The 21849-nt window shown below is 55.9% G+C and carries 22 protein-coding genes; 12 read left to right on the top strand and 10 right to left on the bottom strand.

Annotated elements, in window-relative coordinates; all coding sequences use genetic code 11:
* Positions 1-7 precede the first annotated feature (7 nt).
* From pstB to KO498_RS11095, 5 genes are all read right to left on the bottom strand, one after another.
* Positions 8-817 (bottom strand): phosphate ABC transporter ATP-binding protein PstB, encoded by an 810-nt coding sequence (gene pstB, locus KO498_RS11115; protein WP_215959962.1) that lies wholly within the window; start codon positions 815-817, stop codon positions 8-10.
* A 10-nt stretch (positions 818-827) separates the two neighbouring features.
* Positions 828-2135: a phosphate ABC transporter permease PstA gene (pstA, locus tag KO498_RS11110; RefSeq protein WP_215959961.1), complete on the bottom strand. Its 1308-nt coding sequence runs from the start codon at positions 2133-2135 to the stop codon at positions 828-830.
* A complete protein-coding gene (gene pstC, locus KO498_RS11105) occupies positions 2132-3601 on the bottom strand; it encodes a phosphate ABC transporter permease subunit PstC (protein WP_215959960.1) in 1470 nt (489 codons plus the stop codon). Before pstC ends, pstA begins: the two co-directional genes overlap by 4 nt.
* A 54-nt stretch (positions 3602-3655) precedes the next feature.
* Positions 3656-4693, bottom strand: coding sequence for a substrate-binding domain-containing protein (locus tag KO498_RS11100; protein WP_215959959.1), 1038 nt, complete (start codon positions 4691-4693; stop codon positions 3656-3658).
* A 125-nt stretch (positions 4694-4818) separates the two neighbouring features.
* Positions 4819-5856 carry an ATP-binding protein gene (locus KO498_RS11095; RefSeq protein WP_215959958.1) on the bottom strand — a complete coding sequence of 346 codons (1038 nt, stop codon included), beginning with the start codon at positions 5854-5856 and terminating at the stop codon, positions 4819-4821.
* Between the two features lie 245 nt (positions 5857-6101).
* On the opposite strand from KO498_RS11095, the gene KO498_RS11090 reads away from it, so the two are divergent.
* On the top strand, positions 6102-6500 hold the full coding sequence (locus KO498_RS11090) for a hypothetical protein (RefSeq protein WP_215959957.1): 399 nt from the start codon (positions 6102-6104) through the stop codon (positions 6498-6500).
* Positions 6501-6631: 131 nt separating this feature from the next.
* On the opposite strand, the gene KO498_RS11085 is transcribed toward KO498_RS11090, so the two are convergent.
* From KO498_RS11085 to KO498_RS11075, 3 genes are read right to left on the bottom strand one after another with little or no spacing between them, the layout of a single operon-like run.
* The gene (locus KO498_RS11085) at positions 6632-7153 is read right to left on the bottom strand and encodes a gamma carbonic anhydrase family protein (protein ID WP_215959956.1); all 522 of its coding nucleotides are present in this window, start codon (positions 7151-7153) and stop codon (positions 6632-6634) included.
* Entirely contained in the window at positions 7150-7800 is a 651-nt protein-coding gene (gmk, locus tag KO498_RS11080; RefSeq protein WP_215959955.1) for a guanylate kinase, read from the bottom strand. Before gmk ends, KO498_RS11085 begins: the two co-directional genes overlap by 4 nt.
* 4 nt (positions 7801-7804) lie before the next feature.
* Positions 7805-8680 carry a YicC/YloC family endoribonuclease gene (locus KO498_RS11075; RefSeq protein WP_215959954.1) on the bottom strand — a complete coding sequence of 292 codons (876 nt, stop codon included), beginning with the start codon at positions 8678-8680 and terminating at the stop codon, positions 7805-7807.
* 243 nt (positions 8681-8923) lie between these two features.
* Here KO498_RS11075 and KO498_RS11070 point away from each other — a divergent pair, with 243 nt between their 5' ends.
* Positions 8924-9646 (top strand): PAS domain-containing protein, encoded by a 723-nt coding sequence (locus KO498_RS11070; RefSeq protein ID WP_215959953.1) that lies wholly within the window; start codon positions 8924-8926, stop codon positions 9644-9646.
* Positions 9647-9729: 83 nt separating this feature from the next.
* Here KO498_RS11070 and KO498_RS11065 read toward each other — a convergent pair whose 3' ends face one another.
* Positions 9730-11100 carry a class II 3-deoxy-7-phosphoheptulonate synthase gene (locus KO498_RS11065; protein WP_215959952.1) on the bottom strand — a complete coding sequence of 457 codons (1371 nt, stop codon included), beginning with the start codon at positions 11098-11100 and terminating at the stop codon, positions 9730-9732.
* Positions 11101-11317: 217 nt separating this feature from the next.
* Between KO498_RS11065 and KO498_RS11060 the strand changes: the two genes are divergently transcribed.
* The 10 genes from KO498_RS11060 (at position 11318) to KO498_RS11015 (ending at position 19992) form a co-directional block, all read left to right on the top strand.
* A complete protein-coding gene (locus KO498_RS11060) occupies positions 11318-12322 on the top strand; it encodes a GlxA family transcriptional regulator (RefSeq protein ID WP_215959951.1) in 1005 nt (334 codons plus the stop codon).
* Positions 12322-13401: a hypothetical protein gene (locus KO498_RS11055; RefSeq protein WP_215959950.1), complete on the top strand. Its 1080-nt coding sequence runs from the start codon at positions 12322-12324 to the stop codon at positions 13399-13401. Before KO498_RS11060 ends, KO498_RS11055 begins: the two co-directional genes overlap by 1 nt.
* Positions 13402-13524: 123 nt before the next feature.
* Positions 13525-14709 carry an ABC transporter substrate-binding protein gene (locus KO498_RS11050; RefSeq protein ID WP_215959949.1) on the top strand — a complete coding sequence of 395 codons (1185 nt, stop codon included), beginning with the start codon at positions 13525-13527 and terminating at the stop codon, positions 14707-14709.
* 83 nt (positions 14710-14792) lie between these two features.
* Complete coding sequence (locus tag KO498_RS11045; protein WP_215959948.1) at positions 14793-15575, top strand: ABC transporter ATP-binding protein; 783 nt, start codon at positions 14793-14795, stop codon at positions 15573-15575.
* Positions 15572-16399: an ABC transporter ATP-binding protein gene (locus KO498_RS11040; protein ID WP_215959947.1), complete on the top strand. Its 828-nt coding sequence runs from the start codon at positions 15572-15574 to the stop codon at positions 16397-16399. Before KO498_RS11045 ends, KO498_RS11040 begins: the two co-directional genes overlap by 4 nt.
* A 1-nt stretch (position 16400) precedes the next feature.
* Positions 16401-16763: a hypothetical protein gene (locus tag KO498_RS11035; protein WP_215959946.1), complete on the top strand. Its 363-nt coding sequence runs from the start codon at positions 16401-16403 to the stop codon at positions 16761-16763.
* Entirely contained in the window at positions 16763-17122 is a 360-nt protein-coding gene (locus tag KO498_RS11030; RefSeq protein WP_215959945.1) for a hypothetical protein, read from the top strand. Before KO498_RS11035 ends, KO498_RS11030 begins: the two co-directional genes overlap by 1 nt.
* The gene (locus KO498_RS11025; protein ID WP_215959944.1) at positions 17122-18132 is read left to right on the top strand and encodes a branched-chain amino acid ABC transporter permease; all 1011 of its coding nucleotides are present in this window, start codon (positions 17122-17124) and stop codon (positions 18130-18132) included. Before KO498_RS11030 ends, KO498_RS11025 begins: the two co-directional genes overlap by 1 nt.
* On the top strand, positions 18129-19433 hold the full coding sequence (locus KO498_RS11020; protein WP_215959943.1) for a branched-chain amino acid ABC transporter permease: 1305 nt from the start codon (positions 18129-18131) through the stop codon (positions 19431-19433). The genes KO498_RS11025 and KO498_RS11020 overlap by 4 nt, the downstream gene beginning before the upstream one ends.
* A gap of 175 nt (positions 19434-19608) precedes the next feature.
* A complete protein-coding gene (locus KO498_RS11015; protein WP_215959942.1) occupies positions 19609-19992 on the top strand; it encodes an RcnB family protein in 384 nt (127 codons plus the stop codon).
* Between the two features lie 54 nt (positions 19993-20046).
* On the opposite strand, the gene KO498_RS11010 is transcribed toward KO498_RS11015, so the two are convergent.
* Positions 20047-21570 (bottom strand): helicase HerA-like domain-containing protein, encoded by a 1524-nt coding sequence (locus KO498_RS11010; RefSeq protein ID WP_215960488.1) that lies wholly within the window; start codon positions 21568-21570, stop codon positions 20047-20049.
* Positions 21571-21849: the final 279 nt, after the last annotated feature.

Here is a 21849-nt window from a genome sequence, read left to right as displayed (position 1 = left end):
TATCTCCTTAGCCGATCCGGCCTGTGATGTAGCTTTCGGTGCGGCTGTCGTGTGGATTGGTGAAAATCTGGCCTGTTTCGCCGAATTCTACAAGCTCGCCGAGGTGAAAGAAGGCGGTTTTCTGGCTGACGCGCGCGGCTTGCTGCATTGAGTGGGTGACGATGACAACCGAGAAGTTCTCACGCAGCTCGTCGATCAGCTCTTCAACCTGGGCGGTCGCAATCGGGTCAAGCGCCGAGCATGGCTCATCCATCAGCAGCACTTCGGGGGCTGTGGCGACAGCGCGTGCAATACATAGGCGTTGCTGTTGCCCGCCCGAGAGGCCGGTTCCGGGCGCATGCAGGCGGTCTTTCACTTCTTTCCAGAGAGCGGCACTGCGCAGGGATTTCTCGACGATCTCGTCAAGTTCGGCTTTGTTTGCCGCTTGGCCGTGAATGCGCGGGCCATAGGCGACGTTATCAAAGATCGACTTTGGGAATGGGTTTGGCTTTTGAAAAACCATCCCCACTTTGGCGCGAAGTTGAACAGGGTCAACTTTGGCATGGTTGATGTCTTCGCCGTCAAGCTCGATCAGGCCGGAAACGCGGCAGATGTCGATGGTGTCGTTCATCCGGTTGAGGCAGCGCAGGAAGGTTGACTTGCCACAGCCCGAGGGGCCGATGAAAGCGGTGACGGTTTTGTCGTCGATCTTCACGTTGACGTCTTTGATGGCATGGGTATCGCCGTAGTGAACGTTGACGTTTTCAGCAGTGATTTTATGGTCTGTGGTCACGGGTGTCTCCACTTGTGGGGCCAGATTGGAAGGTTGGTCAAACATCGGTAAGCTCCTACCAGCGGCGTTCGAATTTGCGGCGCAAAAGGATTGCGACGATGTTCATGCAGGCCAGAAAGATCAGCAGCAAGATGATGCCGCCCCATGCGCGCTCATACCAAGCACCGTCAGCGCGGGTGGCCCAGATGTAGATCTGGGCGGGCATGCCGACGTTTGGATCGGTGAAGAAGCTTGTTGCGCCGGAGATGTCGGTTTGCACGAAGGCGACCATGCCGATCAGCAGCAGTGGCGCGGTTTCACCGAGGGCAGCGGCGAGGCCGATGATTGTTCCGGTCATGATGCCGGGCATGGCGAGCGGCAGGACGTGGTGGAACACCGCCTGCATTTTTGAGGCCCCTACTCCGAGGGCTGCGTCGCGCATGCTTTGCGGCACGGCTTTGAGTGCGGCGCGGGTGGCGATGATGATTGTCGGCAATGTCATGAGCGACAGAGCGAGCCCCCCCACAAGCGGCGCCGAGGCGCGGAAGGCTTCGATACCGATGGTGCCGCCGCCGAACTGGATAAAGGCGGCCAGCGCGAGGATACCAAAGACGATGGACGGCACGGCCGCGAGGTTTGAGATATTGACCTCGATGAACTGGGTGAGCTTGTTCTTGGGGGCAAACTCTTCAAGGTAGATCGAGGCCGCGACTGATATTGGCAGGCAAACAGCGAGCACCACCAGCATCATCGCCAGTGAGCCGAGCACTGACTGGCCCATGCCGGATTGCTCGGGGCGCAGGTCAGAGGCGTCATTGCCTGTGACAAATCCCCAGTTGAAGCCTTTGCTGAGTAACCCTACGCCGATCAACTCGTCGGCAAGGTCAAGATGCGCAGGCGTTATGGCCTTGTCATCAGAGATACTTTCGCGCGTCACGCGGCCCTTCATGTAACCGTCTAGGCGCGAGGAGCCCGCGAGTTTGAGAGTGACGGTCGAGCCGATATCAGCTGGATTCGCGAGCACATGCTGGCGCAGCGTGTTGGGCGCGCCCGACGAGAGCAGCGCTTTGGCGGCTTTGCTGTCAAGCTCGGCCTCGATGCCTTTGGCTTGCATTTCGGCGCTCAAAGAGGCGACGATCAGCTTGCGGTAGCCCGATGTTTTCATCATCGAGCCTTCGGCCTTCTCTATCGCGGCGGCATCTAGCGTGACCGGAACTGTCAGGCGGGTCTGAATGAACGCGCCGGATCCGTTGCCGATGATCTGGCCCAGAAGGACAACCAGAAAGAACAACGCGGCTGCGATCGCGGCCAAACCGTAGCTTTGAAAACGGCGCTCGGCGGCATTGCGCTTCTTGGTGCGCGGGGACTCAAGGTAGAGGCTCATGAATACTGCTCCTGATATTTGGAGACGATGATCTGGGCGATGACGTTCAGACAAAGCGTGACCACAAACAATGTCGTGCCAAGCGCATAAGCGACCAACACCTCCGGGGCGGTAAAGTCGGCATCGCCTGTAAGTTGCGAGACAATCTTTGCCGTCACGGTTGTCATGGCTTCAAAGGGGTTGAGCGACAGCTTGCCTGCGGCCCCTGCCCCGAACACCACCAACATTGTCTCGCCAATGGCGCGTGAGGTCGCGAGAATGATCGCGCCGACGATGCCTGGTAAGGCGGCGGGCAACACGACCTGCCGGATGGTTTCTGAGGGTGTGGCACCCAGGCCGAGTGAGCCGTCGCGCAGCGCCTGTGGCACAGCGGTAATGATGTCATCGGAAAGCGAGGACACGAAAGGGATGAGCATGATGCCCATGACCAAGCCCGCCGTCATCACCGAAGATGCGCCCTGCATCCAGCCGAGGCCTTCATTGCCAAACACCTTGAGAAGAAGCGGCCCGACCGTGAGCAGCGCAAACAGGCCATAGACGATGGACGGAATGCCAGCGAGCACCTCAAGTAGCGGCTTTATCGTGCCACGCACGCGCGGGCTGGCATATTCTGCGAGGTAGATCGCCGCGAAGAGCCCGATTGGAACCGCAACTGCAAGGGCGATGAGCGAGATGTAGATCGTGCCCCAAAGGAGCGGGATGAGACCCAAAGGCTGATCAGAGCCACCACCGGAATGCGGGTGCCATGTGGTGCCAAAGAGATAGTCTTTCCAGTTGTAGAGCTGAAAGAACTCAAGCGTGTTGAAGATCAGCGCAAAGAAAATGCCGACAGTCGTGAGAATGGCGACCATCGCGGCAAAGATCAGAGTGGCGCGCACGGTGGCCTCAACGGTGTTTCGGGCGCGGAAATCTTTGTTGGTGCGCAGGAAGGCAAAAGCAAGCCCAGCCATTGCCGCGGCGAGCACCAAACCTGTCATGATGTTGGACGAGCTGGCGCTTTTAGCGCGATAGGTTTTGGCGAGCTTCAAAACCTCGGGGCCGACATTCGCTCCGAGAGCAACCCCGACACCACCGAGCAGCGCGCGGACATCCGTTGTTTCGGTGTCGATGCTCAAAGCGGCGTCTGATGTCAGCGCCCCTGCGACAACGGCGCGGTCAAGCCCTTCGGCGACATTGCGCACATCTGTCATCAACAGATCAAGCGATTTGCCCTCATCAACCAATCCTGATGGCACGGATTGTGCGATGTCGGCTTTGATTGAGAGCGGAGCAACAACTGTCCAGACCGCGAACAAAGCCAGTGATGGTATGAGCACCATGAGTGCCGCATTCGCGCCGTAAAAATGCGGGCGCGAGTGCAAGGCTTGCGCGTTTCCGGACGCCGAGGCCAATGCACGGCTGCGCCCCAGAAAAAAGCCTAAAGCGGCCAGTGCAATAAGCACGAGAATAAGCGTAGATGCAGACATATCGCCCCCAGCGAAAGAGTGAAGGCGGCCGATCAGCCGGCCGCCCCCAATCATTTACATGTTTGAGCCGAGCGTGGCTTCGTCAGCAACGAGAGCTTGTGTTTTTTCAAGCTCTGGGTCGGCGACGAGGCCGTATTCAGCGAGTGGGCCTTCTGCGCCAGCGATCTCTTCAGCGATGAAGAACTGCGCGTATTCCTTGAGGCCCGGGATCACGCCGATATGGGCTTTCTTCACGTAGAAGTAGAGCGGGCGCGACACAGGATATTCGCCTGTTGCGATGGTATCGGTTGTTGGTTCAACGCCTGAAACCGTCGCAACTTTGAGCTTGTCGGTGTTGTTTTCGTAGAACGACAGACCAAAGACGCCAACACCAGCGGCATTCGAAGCGATGCGCGCGAGGGTTTCTGTATAGTCACCGTCGATGTCAACCGAGCGGCCATCTGAACGCACGCCGTAGCATGACTTTGAGGCAGCTTTCTTGTCGCCGCCGTTTTCGGCCAAGTAGGCGTCATATGCGCCTGTGGCTTTGCAGCCCACTTCGAGCACCTTGATTTCGAACACTTCACGTGTGCCGTGCTTGGTGCCCGGAATGTAACCTGCGATCTCTTCAGCAGGCAGGGCTGCGTTGAAGTCGCTCCACTTGGTGTAGGTGTTGTCAACGAGCTTGCCGTCGACCATCACTTTTGCGCCAAGGCCGTTGAAGATGTCGGCGGGCTCGAATGCGGTGTAATCTGGGCCGGTTTTCTGGCTGGCAAAAACGATGCCGTCATAACCAAAGCGCACTTCGATGATGTCGGTCACGCCAGCTTCGGCGCAGGCTTTAACTTCTTTATCGCGGATCTTGCGCGAAGAGTTGGCAATATCGACTGTGTTTTCGCCGAGACCCTCACAGAAGCGTTTGAGGCCTGCTGATGAGCCGCCTGATTCGACAACCGGTGTTGGAAAGTCGGTGTTTTCACCGAAGGCTTCAGCAACGATTGAGGCATATGGCAGAACGGTTGACGAACCGGCAACCTGAACGTTGTCGCGGGCCTGTGCGCTTGTCGCGACGGCCAATGCGGCGACTGAGACTGTGAGCTTCATAAGAGACATAGCAAATTCCTGTTTATGTGTCTGACCCTCGCAGATGAGGGCCTTAAGCGCGGGTCTAGGCCCCGCTTGCTATGCTTTTGTGACAGTTGTGTAACAGTTTTATGAAGGTTGGCGATTTTGCGCAGTCAGAGCGGCAAAGTAACTGTGAAAAGGCTGCCCTGGCCTTCCTTTGAGCTGATCTCAAGGCGGCCACGGTGACGGTTGACGATGTGTTTTACAATCGCCAGGCCGAGGCCCGTGCCGCCAACTTCGCGCGAGCGGTGATCATCGACACGGTAGAAGCGCTCGGTTAGCCGCGGGATATGCAGAGCGTCGATGCCGGTGCCTTGGTCTTGCACTGAAAGGGTGATCGCTGGCCCACGTAAGGCAGCAATGTGCTCGCTTTGGCTTGCACTGATCGTCACGGTCTTGCCCTGCCCGCCATATTTGATGGCGTTCTCGATCAGGTTTGTAACGAGTTGTCGCAATTGCTCGCCGTCCCCCGTGAGCGTTAAGCCGGTGCTCGGTAGATTGCAGGTAACGGTGACATTCGCGGCCTTTGTGGCGCCTGCAAGCGTGCTCACCGCGGCGGCGATCACGGCACCTAGATCAACTTTATCACGCGGACGCTGGCGTTCTTGGCCTTCAACGCGGCTGAGAGACAAAAGATCGGCAACAAGCCCTTCCATGCGGGCAGCTTCCCCCGCCATGATGTCCAGAAAGCGCTTTCTGGCAGCGGCATCGTCACGGGCGGGGCCGCGCAGAGTTTCGATAAACCCCATCAGTGCTGTCAGAGGCGTGCGCAACTCGTGGCTGACATTGGCGACGAAGTCACGGCGCTGCGCTCCGGCGCTCTCAAGTTGCGAAATGTCTTCAAAGGTGAGCAACACCAAAGGCGGGTTTTCTCCGGCAACGATAGCGCAGTTGGCTTGGAAGATGCTGTCGCCTTCCGCCCTGCTCTGACGCACCTGCACCGAGCACGCGGGCTTCCCTTCAAAGCAAGCTCCAAGGGCTTCAACCAACTCGGGTTGACGCATAACGGTAACATAATGTGCACCCACCAAGGGGGCGCCGAACAAAGTCTGTGCAGGCGCATTCGCAGCGGAGATGCGAGCATCCTGTCCGATCAGAACAGCGGGGTTCGACATGGCATCTAGCAAAGGCTGATATACTTTAAAGGGCATCTGGTCCGTTTCTTTTTCGCAACCAGTTGATTGCCACCACACAGCAGAGCCTGAGGCCAGTTGCGAAACAGCCTGCAATAAGCGCGTGCATTGTAGCCAAACATTTCGGCTTGGCAACTCCGCAATATCAGCAATTGATAAGCCCTCGGCCTACGCTAATCTAACCCTATTCTGTGCGGTTTTTCGTGCTTTCATGCACAAAGTCCGGCCCAGTATTATTGCCCAAAACCGGGGGGGGATGGTTAATGAGCTTTATTTCGACACCAAAGAAACGCCATGTGTTAAGTGTTTGCAGCCGAAAGGAGACAACTGATCGTGGCCCACAAACGAGTACACGAAACCAATACTCGCCGACCAGCATTGCTGATCTGAACGCCGCCCGTGTGAACGTGCTGGCCCCAGATGCTGTCATGGCGTGGTTGTTTTGTCCGGATTACGATATCTTCGATGTTGCTCAAATACTGACTGACGCAAACTATGCCGGGCAACTTATCGCGCTTAGCGAACCTTTGCCGAACAAAGCCATGATCTGTCGCGAAGTAGCACAACGCTTTCCATTGCTGCGTTTTGACATTTGTTGCAACAACACGATCGGGCAAACGGCGAAGGCCTATCACGACACTATCGCCCTCGAACTTGCATAGAGGCACCGCGCCGCAAATGGCCACGCGTGGCCTACCTTAAACACGCGCCGTGACGCAGCTAACATGGGCGCTCGGCAACCTCGATGACGTCACTGGCTCAGACAGTTTTCAAACTGTCTGGCACGCTGGCGCTAGAGAGCCCGCAATTCGTTACGAAAGCGGCGCATGTTTTGCTGGTAGTGCAATGCACTCGCAGTCAGCATCGCGTGGGCCGAGACATCAAGTGTTTTCACGACTTTGCCCGGACTGCCCATGACCAAGCTGCCATCGGGGATCACTTTGCCTTCAGTGATCAGCGCGCCAGCGCCGATCAGGCAATTATTGCCGATCTTTGCGCCGTTGAGCACAATTGCCCCCATGCCGACGAGGGTATTGTTACCAACAGTGCAACCGTGCAGCATGACTTTATGGCCAATGGTACAGTTCGCGCCGACAGTCAGCGGGTAGCCTGCATCGGTATGCATAACAGAGTTTTCCTGCACGTTTGAGCCAGCACCTATGGTGATGCGCTCGTTGTCGCCGCGCAATGTGCTACCAAACCAGACAGAGGCGCCCTCCTCTAGCACGATGTCACCGATCAGGTTGGCATCGGGGGCGACCCATGTGTCGTCAGCGAGTTGCGGGGCTTTGTCGCCCAATGCATAAAGTGTCATGACATGTCCTCGAATTCGGCCTGCAACTTGCGCACGTGGTCAACCAGATGTGGCTGCTGCAACCGGCGCAGGCGGCGGGATGTGATGATGGTTTGCAAGCGGCCTAGCGTGATGTTGAGATCGTCGTTGATCAGCACGTAATCATAGGCATCCCAACGCGAGATTTCATCCCAGCTTTTGCGCATGCGCTTTTCGATCGTCTCTTGGCTGTCTTGGCCACGGCTCACCAAACGGCGGTGCAGTTCTTTAATGGACGGCGGCAGGATAAAGATGCTGAGCGTGTGGGCCCCGAGGCCTGACTGCCTGATCTGCTGCGCCCCTTGCCAGTCGATATCAAACAGCACGTCCTTGCCCTGCCCTATGGCCTCTTCAACCGGCTCACTCGGGCTGCCGTAGAAGTTGCCAAACACATGCGCGTGCTCAAGCATACCGCGCTCGCTCACAGCCTTTTTGAAGACCTCTTCGGACAGGAAGTGATAATCAGCGCCGTCAACTTCGCCGTCGCGTGGCGCGCGGGTTGTGGCCGAGACGGAAAATGTGATGCTCGGATCCCAAGCGATCAGCCGCTTTGACAGCGTTGATTTGCCCGCGCCCGAGGGTGAGCTGAGGATGATCAGAAGGCCGCGTCTGTCTTGTAGCTCTGGCATTGGCTTACTCCACGTTCTGGATTTGCTCGCGCATCTGGTCAATCGTCGCTTTCAGGTCAAGGCCAATACGGGTGAGCGCGGCGTTTTGCGACTTGGAGCAAAGCGTGTTGGCCTCGCGGTTGAACTCCTGGCTGAGAAAGTCGAGTTTGCGGCCCACGGGCCCGCCGGTTTCGAGCAATTCACGCGCCGCTTGCGCATGCGTGCCGAGACGGTCGATCTCTTCAGTGATGTCGGCTTTGACTGCCAGCATTGCCAGTTCCTGAGCGATACGGGCCTCATCAAGCTCGCTGTTTTCGGTGATGCGCTTCACGTTCTCACGAAAGGCCGTATCGCTTTCGGCTTGGCGGGCTTTGGCCGCTGCCATGGCCTCGGCGGTAAGTCGCTCGATGGTTGAGAGTTGCTCTTGAAGCAGCGCGTTCAGGGCCGCACCCTCGTTGTTGCGCATCTCGAGGTATGCCTTGAGCACGGGCTTGAAATCAGCTTGCAGCGCCTTGAGCAGTGGCGCTGGGTCATCTTCGGTTTGGGCGCTGTCCATAACGCCGCGCAGGGCGACGATGTCGGCGGCGGTGCTGGGCGCAAGTGACAGCCCTTCGCTCATGGCTTGCTCTTCGATCTGGTGCATGGCAGCGAGAACGCCCTCAAGCTGGGCTTGATTGAGGCACAACGCTGCTGTTGCGTCTTCACGTATCAGACGCAGGCCGATGGTGATGTTGCCCCGCGCGGTTGCTGCGGCGACATCCTTGCGCAGAGAGGCTTCCAATCCGGTGACCCAGTCAGGAACTCGCACGCGGATGTCCTGCCCTTTGCCGTTGACGGAGCGCAACTCCCAACTCCAACTGTGTGGAGCGAGGCTGCCTTTGCCCGAAGCAAACCCTGTCATTGATGCAATCACCGCTGATCCCCTCTTGATACTTTGCGTGGTCTTATCAGTCGTCCTACCCGTGAACCTGCCTGCCCCGCAAGGGTTTGCACTATTGCGTTAACCAATCTAACCAAATTCGTTCAGAATTTTAGACAATTTATGCGATGTTAAGGAAGCGATAAGGTTTGTGTTGGTAAATGTTAACAGATTGCCGTGTCGCAAAAACGAGCCTTATGCCTCGATTACAGTATGGAGAGTGCTATGAGCGACATAAACACATTTGGGCAAGTGATTGATATGTATAAGAAACAAGGCTCTGGAAGCTATACGGCGTGTAATCAGGTCGAAGCTTATTGGGAAAGCCTCAGGTCTGGACAGACGTTACCAGGCCGCTCGCAGATTGACCCCCGCGGCATTGAAGGTGCGTTAAGCAATGCCTTCATTCTGGAAGCGATCGGTGCCGGTCATGGGCGCTTTCGGATTGCAGGCACCCTTCTCTGTGACGTGATGGGCATGGAAGTGCGCGGAATGCCTGCGAGCAGCTTGTTTGTGCCCAAAGCGCGCGACGGATTTGCCAAAGCACTGACAACCGTGCTCCATAGCCCAGCCGTCTTGCGTTTGACGCTGCGTGGAGAAGGGAAATGGGGCCAACCGGTGCTTGATGCGAAGATGCTGCTGCTGCCTTTGCATGATGATGCAGGGCAAGTGAACCGCATTCTGGGCTGTCTTGAAACTCTGGGCACCATAGGCCGTGCCCCGCGGCGTTTTGAGTTGATGAACATGGAAACGCGCAAACTTGAACATCGGGCCCAACGCGAAGGTGTTGATACGGCGCGCCCAACTGAGCCGGTGGTTGATCCTGTTCGGGAAGCGGGTTTTGCCGAACATCTAGCGCCGTTTACGAACAACGCGCCGGTTGGGAACGCGGCTTTAAGACGCAAACCGCGCCCGTCGTATTTGAAACTGATCCGGTCAAAAGACTGAAGCCTCTGTTGACACGGCAGATGCTTTAGAAAAAGGCGCGTCGAGGAGAACCCGGCGCGCCTTTTCACATCAACTTACGAGATTTAACCCGCAGCTTTTGAACGGTTTTCAGACCTCAACTTAGTCAACTCTTCGGCCACAAGGAAGGCCAACTCAAGAGACTGTGATGCGTTCAATCGTGGATCGCAGGCCGTGTGATACCGGCTTGAAAGGTCTTCATCGGAGACCGCACGAACACCACCTGTGCATTCTGTCACATCCTGACCTGTCATTTCGAAATGCACACCGCCGGGCACTGTGCCCTCATCGGCATGAACCGCAAAGAACTCGCGCACTTCGCCCAGAACCTTCTCGAACGGACGGGTCTTATAGCCCGAGTCCGACTTGATTGTGTTGCCATGCATCGGGTCGCAGACCCAAAGCACATTGGCGCCAACTTCCTTAACGGCTTTGATCAGACGCGGCAGGTGCTCAGAGACGTTTCCGGCTCCGAAGCGGGCGATAAGTGTCAGACGGCCTTCTTCGTTCTCGGGGTTGAGCTTGGCAATCAGCTCTTTGAGGTCTTCCGCTGTCGTTGTCGGGCCGCACTTAAGGCCGATCGGGTTGAGAACACCGCTTGCGAACTCGACATGCGCGCCGTCAGGCTGACGCGTGCGGTCACCGATCCAGACCATGTGTCCTGACCCTGCGAGCCAGTTGCCTGATGTGCTGTCGAGACGTGTGAGCGCCTCTTCATATTCAAGCAAAAGCGACTCGTGGCTGGTATAAAAATCAACTGTGCTGAACTCATGCGTGGTGCCGCCAGTGATGCCGGCCGCGGCCATGAAATCAATGCTGTCCTGAATGCGTGTGGCAATGTCCTGATACTTAGCGGTGCCCTGCCCTTCAGCGAAGCCCAGCGTCCAAGAGTGAACGCGGTGCATGTCAGCGAAACCGCCTGTCGAGAAAGCGCGCAGCAAGTTGAGCGTTGCCGCCGATTGCATATAGGCTTGCAGCATCTTTTCCGGGTTCGGAATGCGCGCGTCAGCTGTGAAATCAAGCTCGTTGATAATATCGCCACGGAAACTCGGCAGTTCAACGCCATCAACCGTTTCGGTGTCAGCTGAACGCGGCTTGGCAAACTGGCCCGCCATACGGCCAAGTTTTACAACCGGCACTTTGGCGCCGTAAGTCAGCACCATCGCCATTTGCAGCATGACTTTAAAGGTATCGCGGATGCCGTCGGCAGAGAACTGATCAAAGCTCTCGGCGCAATCGCCACCCTGCAACAAAAACGCTTCTCCACGCGCGGCAGCGGCCAGCTCGTCTTTCAAGCGGCGCGCCTCGCCAGCAAAAACAAGCGGCGGATACTTCGCAAGCTTGGCTTCAACAGCCTCCAGTGCCGCGGTGTCCGTATATGTGGGCATCTGGACGCGGGGTTTTGAGCGCCAGCCAGTTTTGAGCCATTCCGTCATTGTATTTACTCCGGTATCTTACGTGCAAGACCGCCTTATAACGAGACGTATGGCGAAGGGCCATATCTCTTTTGCGTTGTTGCCGGATATGCCGGATTGCCCGTCGGGCGCGGACAGTTCAAAAACTTCGTGACTTGACCTAACCGAAAAGCTAGGGCCAAGTGAGATAAGCCAAATGAGACATATTCTGTCGCAACTTGAACGAGTAGCCCGCACAATGAGCCAACAACGTCCCACTGTTAGAGTTGATAGCACGCAAGATAAGCCACGTCGGTTTATCTTTGTTTTGCTGCCTGATTTCTCGTTGTTAAGTTTTTCCTCGGCGATCGAAGCGCTCAGGATCGCCAACCGGATGTCGAACAAAACGCTGTATGAGTGGGAGTTGATGGGTGAAGGCGGCGAGAGCGTCACTTGCTCGGCGGGAACGCAGTTTGCGCTCAACCGCGACTTGGGCGAAGTGACACGCGACGACACAGTACTGCTTTGCGGCGGTGTTGATATTCAAGCCGCGACCAGCAAGAAGCTTATCTCGTGGCTGCGGCGTGAAGCCCGCAAAGGCGCTACGTTCGGCGGGCTATGCACAGCCGCCTACTCGCTTGCGCTGGCTGGCTTGCTTGATGGCAAGCGCGCAACAATCCATTGGGAGAACCAAGACAGCTTTTCCGAGGAGTTCGATGAGGTTGACCTTACAAAGTCGGTTTTTGTGGTCGACAAGACGCGGCTTACGACGGCTGGCGGCACCAGCTCGATTGATCTGATGCTCAAACTGATTGCTGATGAACACGATGAAGAGCTTGCCAATTCGGTCGCGGACCAGCTGATTTATTCGTCGATCAGAACCGACCAAGACACGCAACGTTTGTCTGTTCCCACGCGCATTGGCGTGCGGCATCCGAAGCTAAGTTTGGTTATTCAGATGATGGAAAACAACATTGAAGAGCCGATCAGCCCGGCGATACTGGCGAAAGATGTCGGGATGTCGACGCGCCAGCTCGAGCGTTTGTTCAGGCGCTATCTGAACCGCTCACCGAAGCGCTATTATATGGAGTTGCGGCTTCAAAAGGCCCGTAACTTATTGATGCAAACCGATATGAGCGTGATCAACGTAGCGCTGGCCTGTGGCTTTGCCTCACCTTCGCATTTCTCGAAGTGCTACCGCAGCCACTATAACACAACGCCTTACCGCGAGCGCGGATCACAGGCGACACGACTCACGATCTGATGTCGCGGGGCTGGAAAGTCGCGCTAAGCATATTTGGTGTTTTTGCTGTCGTTCTGCTGGCCTGCTTTATGATGATTGTCGCTGCGTTTGACCCGACAATGATGGGTCTACGGCCACATGCTGTTCGGGACGGTCTGACTGAATACACGACGCAAGATATCCTTGATCTCGGGAAAGAAGCCGAACCGCACATTTTGTTGCGCGATGTCTGGTATCAACGGCGTGGGAAGTCGGGTTGGTTTGTGCTCACCCCCAAAGCCCTCGCTGCGAAACCACTACCCTTTGCGCTACGTGGCGAGCTTGACGTCGTTGTGCCTAAAATTTTTCAGACAGGCCCGAAGAACTGTGGGCAGACCAATCAGCCTGCCAAAGCAATAATATTGCATGAGCCGGAACGCCAGAATAGCAATTTTGTTGGTCGTTCGACCTGTTCGCGCGGCAAGATGGATATTAACGGTGTCATCGAAGCAGCGCAGCCTGTGGCGCGACGGGTCTGGTGGGATGTCGCGCAGTCAACCTATCTTGAGCAGCGTGCAATGGCGGCGAAAGATGCGTCCTATTTGGTCGGCCCGATTGGCCAATCGGTTGATCCGCAGCCTTACAAACGTGAGCTTTTTTTGCCGCCAGTTGACCGCTCGACGACCGATATATACGCCGTCTCGCGGAAACTGGAAAAGCAACTGGACGCGCTGCCCCTGCCTTACGGAGTTTCGACGCATCACTTGTCAAGGAGCTTGAGTATACGCACTAAGGACGGGGGTAATGCGGTTTTTTTCACAGATGGGAATTCTACCTACAAGCTGGACAACGTAGAGATACAGCAAAGCTCTGTAGTGTTTTCCTGTTCACCTGAAGCGATAGCCTATTGTGAGGATCTGAGCGCTGAGGAGCTTTCGAAAAGCATTCCCAACGGGGCTGGTGTTAACCATCTTTCATTTGAACGGATGACCAAAGAGATCGTTGAGCTACCGCAAGTTGTTAGCTTAAGCCTTGCTCATCTGCGCAGTGTCAAAGCAAGACTGGGCCCTATGAGCGAAACAATTGTGAGTTTCAGCAGCTATCAGATTTTGCCAGACTAAACTCATGGCCGAGGCCGGCGGTCTTCAGTTTCCCATTGGTAAAGAGAAATTCAGGCTTTTCTTTTCAATTTCCTCACAATAGGCTCCGCAGCGGACCAAATGTTCCAATATGGGAGAATACAAATGAAAAAGTTTCTTATGGCGACAGCTGCCACGGCGCTTATGGCCGGCACAGTTTCTGCTGATGAAGTCAAAATCGGGGTTATCCTCGGTTTCACCGGCCCGCTTGAATCAATCACACCTGCTATGGGTGCTGGTGCCGAGTTGGCGATGAAAGAAGTGTCCGACAGCGGCAAGTTCATGGACGGCTCAACAGTTGTCTCTGTGCGCGGTGACTCAACATGCATCGATGCGGCGGCTGCGACGGCTGCTGCAGAACGTCTGGTAACGTCAGACGGCGTTGTCGGCATCATGGGCGCTGACTGCTCGGGTGTAACTGGCGCGATCTTGCAAAACGTGGCCCGCCCGAACGGCGTTGTGATGGTTTCACCATCGGCAACATCACCGGGCCTTTCAACGGCTGAAGACGATGGCCTCTTTTTCCGCACGGCACCTTCGGATGCGCGCCAAGGCGTGATCGTGACCAACATCCTGCAAGACCGCGGTCACAAGTCGATCGCCATCACCTATACCAACAACGACTATGGTAAGGGCTTGGCGGACGCGATCAAAACCGAATTTGAAGCGGCTGGTGGCACTGTCACCATCGTATCAGCACACGAAGACGGCAAAGCCGACTACTCGGCTGAAGTTGGTGCACTTGCATCAGCAGGCGGCGATGTTCTTGTTGTCGCAGGCTATGTTGACCAAGGTGGCTCGGGCATCGTGCGCGCGTCTATCGACTCGGGTGCGTTTGAAACCTTCTACTTCCCTGACGGCATGGTCGGCGCGAAGCTGAATGAGAACTTCGGCGAAGAGCTGAACGGCTCGTTCGGTGCTTACCCTGGCACAGACAGCCCGGGTGCTGCAAAGTATGCAGACATGGCAAAAGCCGCTGGCTTTGACGGCACAAGCGCGTTTGCTTCAGAAAGCTACGACGCCGCTGCTTTGATGATGATGGCCATGCAGGCTGCCAAATCAACAGCTTCAGCTGACTACAAAGACCAGATCATGAATGTTGCCAACGCACCGGGCGAAAAGATCTTCCCGGGTGAACTTGGTAAAGCGCTTGATATCATCGCTGCTGGCGGTGACGTTGACTATGTTGGTGCGACAGCGGTTGAGCTGATCGGCGCAGGCGAGTCAGCAGGCAACTACCAAGAAATCGAATTTGCCGATGGCAAGTATTCGACAATTGGTTATCGCTAAGTCTTTGACTTAAGATAGAAACAGCTCGAAGTTCGCGCTTCGGGCTGTTTTGCTTATCTAAACGTTATTTGGGGGAGACATGCATGATTGAGGTGCATGATCTGCATAAGCACTTTGGCGGCTTTCGGGCTGTTGACGGGGCAACAATGCGCATCGAGACCGGCTCTATCACGGGGCTGATTGGCCCCAATGGTGCAGGCAAAACCACGCTGTTTAACGCCATTGCCGGTGTGCTGCCGCCCACGTCGGGCCGCGTTATCATGGATGGTGAAGATATCACCGGACTGCCGCCGCATGAGCTGTTTCACAAAGGCTTGCTACGCACCTTCCAGATTGCTCATGAGTTTAGCTCCATGTCGTGCCGTGAGAACCTGATGATGGTTCCGCCAGCGCAATCCGGCGAAGTGCTTTGGAACACGTGGTTCGGCCGCAAGCGCATTGCCGATGAAGAGCGCGCGTTGAAGGCCAAAGCCGACGAAGTGCTGGAGTTTTTGACCATTGAACACCTTGCCGACCACAAAGCCGGGCAGGTTTCTGGCGGGCAAAAGAAGCTGCTGGAGCTTGGTCGCACGATGATGGTGGATGCCAAGATCGTTTTCCTGGACGAAGTCGGCGCTGGTGTGAACCGCACCCTGCTTTATACGATTTCCGACACCATCAAACGCCTCAATGAAGAGCGCGGCTATACTTTCGTTGTCATCGAGCACGACATGGACTTTATCGAACGGCTTTGTGATCCGGTGATCTGCATGGCCGAGGGGCACGTGCTTGCGGAAGGCACTTTGGCCGAGATTAAGGCCAACGAGCAAGTGATCGAAGCTTACCTCGGCACGGGGCTCAAGAACAAAGACAAGGTGGGCGCATGACTTCCAACCCCTATCAAGATAATCGCGGCAACAAAGACCGCTCGATTGGAAACCCGAAGGGTGCTGGCGAGATACCCTATCGCAAGGGTGGCGCGGCAAAACCCGGGCGCGATGGCACGCCGTTTCTGATCGGTGAGAACATGACAGCGGGCTATGGCAAGGGCCCCGACATCCTGCACGACTGCACGATTGCCGCTGAGAAGGGCGAGATTGCGGTGATCGTCGGGCCGAACGGCGCGGGTAAATCAACCGGAATGAAGGCGCTGTTTGGCATGCTTGATATGCGCAGCGGTTCGGTGATGCTTGACGGGGAAGACATCACTGCGCTCAGCCCCCAAGACCGCGTTGTGAAGGGCATGGGCTTTGTGCCGCAGACCAACAACATATTCACCTCGATGACGGTCGAAGAAAACCTTGAAATGGGTGCTTTCATTCGCACCGATGATTTCGCAGACACGATGACGCAGATTTATGATCTGTTTCCGATTCTAAAGGACAAGCGCTATCAGGCAGCGGGAGAGTTGTCAGGTGGTCAGCGCCAACAGGTTGCTGTAGGCCGTGCATTGATGACCCAGCCGAAAGTGCTGATGCTTGATGAGCCGACTGCCGGAGTTTCACCTATCGTTATGGACGAGTTGTTTGACCGCATCATCGACGTGGCACGCACGGGAATTCCTATCTTGATGGTCGAACAGAACGCCCGGCAAGCTCTTGAAATCGCTGACAAAGGCTATGTCCTGGTGCAAGGCGCAAACGGCCACACGGGCACCGGCAAGGAACTGCTTGCCAACCCCGAAGTGCGCCAGAGCTTCTTGGGAGGATGAGATGATCACAGGGATCTCGACCGTAGGAGTGGCATTGGCGGCAACTGGAGTGTTTGGCTGCGACTTTGACATATCATGCCGCGCCAAACAGCCGTGTGAGGCCGTTTCGGGCGGGCTTACCTTTGATGTTCAGCAAGACAGTCTGCGCCTGAGTGAAAACGGTGTTGACGGTCTTGAGCACTCCGCCATTTGGCCAGCCCAGATTAGCCAACAAGACGATGTTTTGACCGTTGACTATAGCAATGATGGAACACGCAGGCGTCTGATGCTCTCGACGCCGGGTGTCTCGCGGCTCTCGGCGCTCAATTCACAAGGTGAAGAAACCTCGTATCTGACGGGCACTTGCCATCGGGAGGCAGATTGATGCGCAACTCCACTTTGCCTATGGTTTTCATCCCGCTGATAAGCTTTGCCATTGCTTCACCAACAACAGCAGAGGCGTTTGGGTGCAGCTTTGTGACCGAGTGCTTCGAGGCCGAGGCCTGCGGCGAAACCACGTTTACAGCCGAAGTCGATATCAAAGGCGAGAAGCTCGAGACCGAGTTTGGCGACCTCAGCATTGTTGCTGTGAAGGAGCGCCCTGCCCTCAAAACCATGTTCGCGACGGGTGACGGCGCGGAGTATTTACTGTCGATCACGCCACAAGGTGCGCGTCTGACAACCCATGCTAACGAAGGGCCGCTGGTGATATCCTACCTCGGCTCATGTGAAGGAGCGTTTTAATGGACCTGCTCAATGCGCTGGTCGCGTTTGCGAACTTTGTCTTCATCCCCGCGGCGGCTTACGGCGCACAACTTGCGCTTGGTGCGCTCGGGGTGACGTTGATTTACGGCATCTTGCGGTTTTCCAACTTTGCCCACGGTGACACGATGGCCTTCGGCTCGATGGTCACTGTTTTGGTGACGTGGTGGATGCAAAGCGCGGGCATCGGATTTGGCCCCTTGCCGACGGCACTGCTCGCCCTGCCCTTTGGCATTTTGGGCTGCGTCGCGCTGGTGCTTTTCACCGATAAGGTTGTTTACAAATTCTATCGCGAGCAAAAGGCCAAGCCGGTGATCTTCGTGATCGTGTCGATGGGGGTGATGTTCATCATCAACGGCTTGGTGCGGTTTATCATTGGCCCTGATGACCAGCGCTTTGCTGATGGTGAGCGCTTCATCATCTCGGTGCGCGAGTTCAAGGATATGACCGGCCTCAAGGAAGGGCTCGCGTTCAAGACCACGCAGGGGCTAACGCTGGTGACAGCATTTGTTGTTGTTGTGCTGCTGTTTTGGTTCCTCAACCGCACACGCACGGGCAAGTCGATGCGCGCCTATTCCGACAATGAAGATCTGGCGCTTTTGTCGGGCATCAACCCCGAGCGGGTTGTGTTGGTAACATGGATTATTGTCGCGACACTGGCCACAATTGCGGGCGTGCTTTACGGGCTTGATAAAACGTTCAAGCCCTTCATCTACTTCCAGCTCTTGCTGCCCATTTTTGCCTCGGCGATTGTCGGCGGCCTTGGCAACCCTGTCGGGGCGATTGCCGGTGGTTTTGTCATCGCCTTCTCGGAGGTGACGATCACTTATGCGTGGAAAAAGGTGCTTGTTTACGCTCTGCCAGAGGGGCTTGAACCAAGTGGGCTCGTGCAACTTATGAGCACAGACTACAAATTTGCGGTGAGCTTTGTGATCTTGCTGATCGTGCTGCTTTTCAAACCCACAGGACTGTTCAAGGGGCAATCGGTATGAGCGATACAGCTAGAAACACTCTCTACTTTGCCATTGTTGCGGCGCTGATCCTCGGCACCGGTTTTGTGCAATCCTGGAACTCGGCTTTGTTCATACTCAACATGGGGCTGGTTTCGGCGATCATGGCATTGGGCGTGAACCTGCAGTGGGGCTTTGCGGGCTTGTTTAACGTCGGTATCATGGGCTTTGTGGCGCTTGGCGGTTTGGCAACTGTGCTTGTCGCCACACCTGCGGTTCCCGGTGCATGGGATGCAGGCGGGATGCGTATCCTTGCAGGGCTTGTGCTTGCGATCATGAGCATTCTGTCGGCAGTGATGATTTACCGTCGCATGAGCGCGAGTCGGCTTCGCGGCGTGGCTATCTTTGCCGTGCTCGCGGTTGGTTTCTTTGCATTCCGCGCAGTTTTTGACGGCGGCGTTGACGCGGTTGAGGCGATCAACCCAGCCACGTCCGGCAACATTGGTGGGCTCAACCTGCCTATCTTGCTGGCTTGGCCTGTGGGCGGGCTCCTGGCGGCAGGTGCAGCTTGGATCATCGGTAAAACAGCACTGGGCTTGCGCTCTGATTACCTTGCGATTGCGACACTGGGCATTGCCGAGATCATCATCGCAGTGATGAAAAACGAGGACTGGATGGCGCGTGGTGTTAAAAACGTGATCGGCCTGCCGCGCCCTGTACCCTATGAGATCGACTTGCAAAACTCTGCGAGCTTCATCGAGAAAGCCGAGGGCTTCGGCTTTGACGTTGTGACGGCCTCTACGCTTTGGGTGAAACTGCTCTATGCGGGGTTGTTTGCAGTCGTGCTGATCATCCTGTTCTTAATGGTTCAAGCCGCGCTCAAAAGTCCTTGGGGGCGGATGATGCGCGCCATTCGCGACAATGAAGTTTCATCAGAAGCTATGGGCAAGCATGTCACTGCGCGGCATTTGCAGGTGTTTATCCTTGGCTCGGCGATATGCGGCATTGCCGGCGCGATGATCACCACACTTGACGGGCAGTTGACGCCGACAAGCTACCAGCCGCTGCGCTTCACGTTCCTGGTCTGGGTGATGGTGATTGTCGGCGGGTCGGGCAACAACCTTGGAGCCGTGCTTGGTGGATTTGTGATCTGGTTCTTCTGGGTGCAGGTCGAGCCACTTGGTCACGGTTTGCTCAGCGTTCTTACCTCGGGCATGGCTGAAGGCAGCGCGTTGAAAGAACACCTTATGGGCAGTGTTGCGCATATGCGTTTGCTGACGATGGGGCTTATCTTGCTTCTGGTGCTCAGGTTCAGTCCGCGCGGGTTGATCCCTGAAAAATAGGTTTGCCAAGCCTCATAGTTTGCCCAAATGATCGCGCCTTTCGGGGCGCGATTTTTGTTTGGGCCTTCAAATTGGTTCCGAACGCATCCTGTCTGTTTTCTTAACGGCGACGGAAAACCGGGGATGCCGCGTATCACTCGCCAGTAACCAGTGAAACAGACAAAAGGAAAAAACAATGAACCGCATTTCTATTGCCTTGATCGCCTCGCTTGCAATGACAAGCTTCGCAGCGCCCGCTTTCGCAAAGTCAGACAAGCAACTGAAGCACAGTGCAGTTGCAGAGCAAGCCCAACGGGAAACTCGCAAGACATCGACAAAACAAAGAACAAAGGTTCACTCAACCCAGCGAACCGTCACAAAGACCCCACAGCGCACCACAACAAGAACGGTTGTGAAGCATACCCATGTCCACGCTAACAGGCACAATGCTGCGGTTGTCAAAGACTGGAACAAGCGCGGATTGCGCCGCCCTGCTCAAGGACATGTTTATGTCGAACAAAACGGTGATCTGTTCTTGGTGCTTGCCACTTCACTTCTCGTGCAGGCCCTTAGCAACTGATCCGCACAAACGTCGTGTCGGGGCAAATAGCACAGCTCTGCCCCGACAATATCTTCAACGGCCCTTGAAGAAGCCGCCTAGAATGCCGCGGATGATACGACGGCCTGTGGTGCCTTTAAGTTCTTTGATCACGCTTTTGGTCAAGGCATCGCCGAAGCTTTCTGTCTTGCGGCTGCTGCGGGAGGTCGAGCGGGACACACGCTTGCCAGAATAGCGTCGTGCCGCTTTGTATTCGGCTTCAGCAGCTTCGGCTTCCTCCTCAAGGCGCTCGGCGTCTTCAGCCTCTTTGGCAGCAGTTGCAGCGCGTTCGGTCAGGATCTCAAACGCCGAGTGGCGATCAAGCTTGGCCTCGTATTTCCCAGCAATATGCGAAGCGGCAATCACTGCGGCGCGCTCGGCTTTGGTGATCGGCCCCAACTGTGAGCTTGGTGGGCGAATGAGCGTGCGTTCGGCGACACCGGGCACGCCTTTCTTTTCCAGAAACGAGGTTACGGCCTCACCAACGCCGACTTCACGGATCGCTTCCTCGATATCAAAACGCGGGTTCTCGCGGTAGGTTTCAGCCGCCAACTTGAGCGCCTTCTTGTCACGCGCGGTGAAAGCCCGCAGCGCGTGTTGCACGCGGTTGCCAAGTTGACCGAGGATGTCTTCTGGCACGTCGTCAGGGTTCTGGGTGATGAAATACACACCAACGCCCTTGGAGCGGATAAGTCGCGCAACTTGCTCGACTTTGTCGACCAGAACTTTGGGTGCTCCGTCAAACAACAAGTGCGCTTCATCAAAGAAAAACACCATGACAGGTTTGTCTGGGTTGCCAACTTCGGGCAGCTCTTCAAACAACTCGCTGAGCAGCCAAAGCAGGAATGTCGAGTAAAGCCGTGGCGCGCCCATCAGCGTATCGGACGCCAGGATATTCACCCGCCCGCGACCGGTTTCGTCAATCGAGATCATGTCAGACAGTGACAAGGCCGGCTCGCCAAACATCTGGTCGCCACCTTGATTCTCAAGCACCAACAGGCGGCGCTGAATGGCGCCTATCGAGGACACAGAAACGTTGCCATACCGCAGGCTCAATTTGTCGCGGTTCTCACCAAGCCACACCAGCAAGGCTTGAAAATCTTTTAGATCAAGCAGCGGCATGCCTTCTTCGTCGGCAACCCGAAAGGCGATATTGACGATGCCTTCTTGTGCCTCGGTGAGTTCCAGCAAGCGTGAGATCAGCAGCGGGCCCATTTCGGCGAGCGTGGTGCGGATCGGATGCCCCTGCTCACCGAACAGATCCCAGAAAGTGACAGGGAAGCTCTCGTAGATATAGTCGTCAAAACCGATGGTATGTGCGCGGCTCATGAAGGGTTCATGCAGTTTGGCCCCCTCTGAGCCCGCATTGGCGAGGCCGGAAAGATCACCTTTCACATCTGACATGAACACCGGCACACCGGCGTTTGAAAAGCTCTCGGCCATGATTTGCAGTGTCACGGTTTTACCTGTGCCTGTTGCACCCGCAATCAGCCCGTGGCGGTTGGCATATTTGAGGCCAAGATGTTGTTTCTCGCCGTAGCCTTCACCGCCACCGCCCATAAAAATGTCTGTAATGTTAGTATCTGACAAGCCTTTGCCCCTTTTTTCGAGAATCTTGCGCCCTGCAAATACTCTTTTAACACTTATCTGCCAGTATCAAACCTGCTTCGTGCCTCATGTCCTCTTGGCGCGAAGCTGACTTCCTCCCTGTCAGACTGGCCGCGCCTTCGGGTGCGGCTTTTTTTCTTTGACGTTCACTTTTCGGTATCGACAAAGACTAGCTGTTGACGATGGCCAATAGCTGGCCTAACAATTTATCCTATAATAAGCCGGCCCAGT

The organism is Lentibacter algarum, assembly GCF_018860975.1.
Lineage (GTDB): Bacteria > Pseudomonadota > Alphaproteobacteria > Rhodobacterales > Rhodobacteraceae > Lentibacter > Lentibacter algarum_A.
The sequence above is the reverse complement of the archived record's forward strand: the minus strand, read 5'-3'. Positions and strand labels throughout refer to the sequence as shown.

Coding starts and splice junctions, on each gene's coding strand:
- KO498_RS11060 (WP_215959951.1), top strand. CDS start 11,318: ATGAGCCAACAACGTCCCACTGTTAGAGTTGATAGCACGCAAGATAAG.
- KO498_RS11090 (WP_215959957.1), top strand. CDS start 6,102: ATGAGCTTTATTTCGACACCAAAGAAACGCCATGTGTTAAGTGTTTGC.
- gmk (WP_215959955.1), bottom strand. CDS start 7,800: ATGCCAGAGCTACAAGACAGACGCGGCCTTCTGATCATCCTCAGCTCA.
- KO498_RS11050 (WP_215959949.1), top strand. CDS start 13,525: ATGAAAAAGTTTCTTATGGCGACAGCTGCCACGGCGCTTATGGCCGGC.
- KO498_RS11085 (WP_215959956.1), bottom strand. CDS start 7,153: ATGACACTTTATGCATTGGGCGACAAAGCCCCGCAACTCGCTGACGAC.
- KO498_RS11015 (WP_215959942.1), top strand. CDS start 19,609: ATGAACCGCATTTCTATTGCCTTGATCGCCTCGCTTGCAATGACAAGC.
- KO498_RS11070 (WP_215959953.1), top strand. CDS start 8,924: ATGAGCGACATAAACACATTTGGGCAAGTGATTGATATGTATAAGAAA.
- KO498_RS11065 (WP_215959952.1), bottom strand. CDS start 11,100: ATGACGGAATGGCTCAAAACTGGCTGGCGCTCAAAACCCCGCGTCCAG.
- KO498_RS11010 (WP_215960488.1), bottom strand. CDS start 21,570: ATGGGCGGTGGCGGTGAAGGCTACGGCGAGAAACAACATCTTGGCCTC.
- KO498_RS11045 (WP_215959948.1), top strand. CDS start 14,793: ATGATTGAGGTGCATGATCTGCATAAGCACTTTGGCGGCTTTCGGGCT.
- KO498_RS11055 (WP_215959950.1), top strand. CDS start 12,322: ATGTCGCGGGGCTGGAAAGTCGCGCTAAGCATATTTGGTGTTTTTGCT.
- KO498_RS11075 (WP_215959954.1), bottom strand. CDS start 8,680: ATGACAGGGTTTGCTTCGGGCAAAGGCAGCCTCGCTCCACACAGTTGG.
- KO498_RS11030 (WP_215959945.1), top strand. CDS start 16,763: ATGCGCAACTCCACTTTGCCTATGGTTTTCATCCCGCTGATAAGCTTT.
- KO498_RS11100 (WP_215959959.1), bottom strand. CDS start 4,693: ATGTCTCTTATGAAGCTCACAGTCTCAGTCGCCGCATTGGCCGTCGCG.
- pstC (WP_215959960.1), bottom strand. CDS start 3,601: ATGTCTGCATCTACGCTTATTCTCGTGCTTATTGCACTGGCCGCTTTA.
- pstA (WP_215959961.1), bottom strand. CDS start 2,135: ATGAGCCTCTACCTTGAGTCCCCGCGCACCAAGAAGCGCAATGCCGCC.
- KO498_RS11095 (WP_215959958.1), bottom strand. CDS start 5,856: ATGCCCTTTAAAGTATATCAGCCTTTGCTAGATGCCATGTCGAACCCC.
- KO498_RS11035 (WP_215959946.1), top strand. CDS start 16,401: ATGATCACAGGGATCTCGACCGTAGGAGTGGCATTGGCGGCAACTGGA.
- KO498_RS11025 (WP_215959944.1), top strand. CDS start 17,122: ATGGACCTGCTCAATGCGCTGGTCGCGTTTGCGAACTTTGTCTTCATC.
- KO498_RS11020 (WP_215959943.1), top strand. CDS start 18,129: ATGAGCGATACAGCTAGAAACACTCTCTACTTTGCCATTGTTGCGGCG.
- pstB (WP_215959962.1), bottom strand. CDS start 817: ATGTTTGACCAACCTTCCAATCTGGCCCCACAAGTGGAGACACCCGTG.
- KO498_RS11040 (WP_215959947.1), top strand. CDS start 15,572: ATGACTTCCAACCCCTATCAAGATAATCGCGGCAACAAAGACCGCTCG.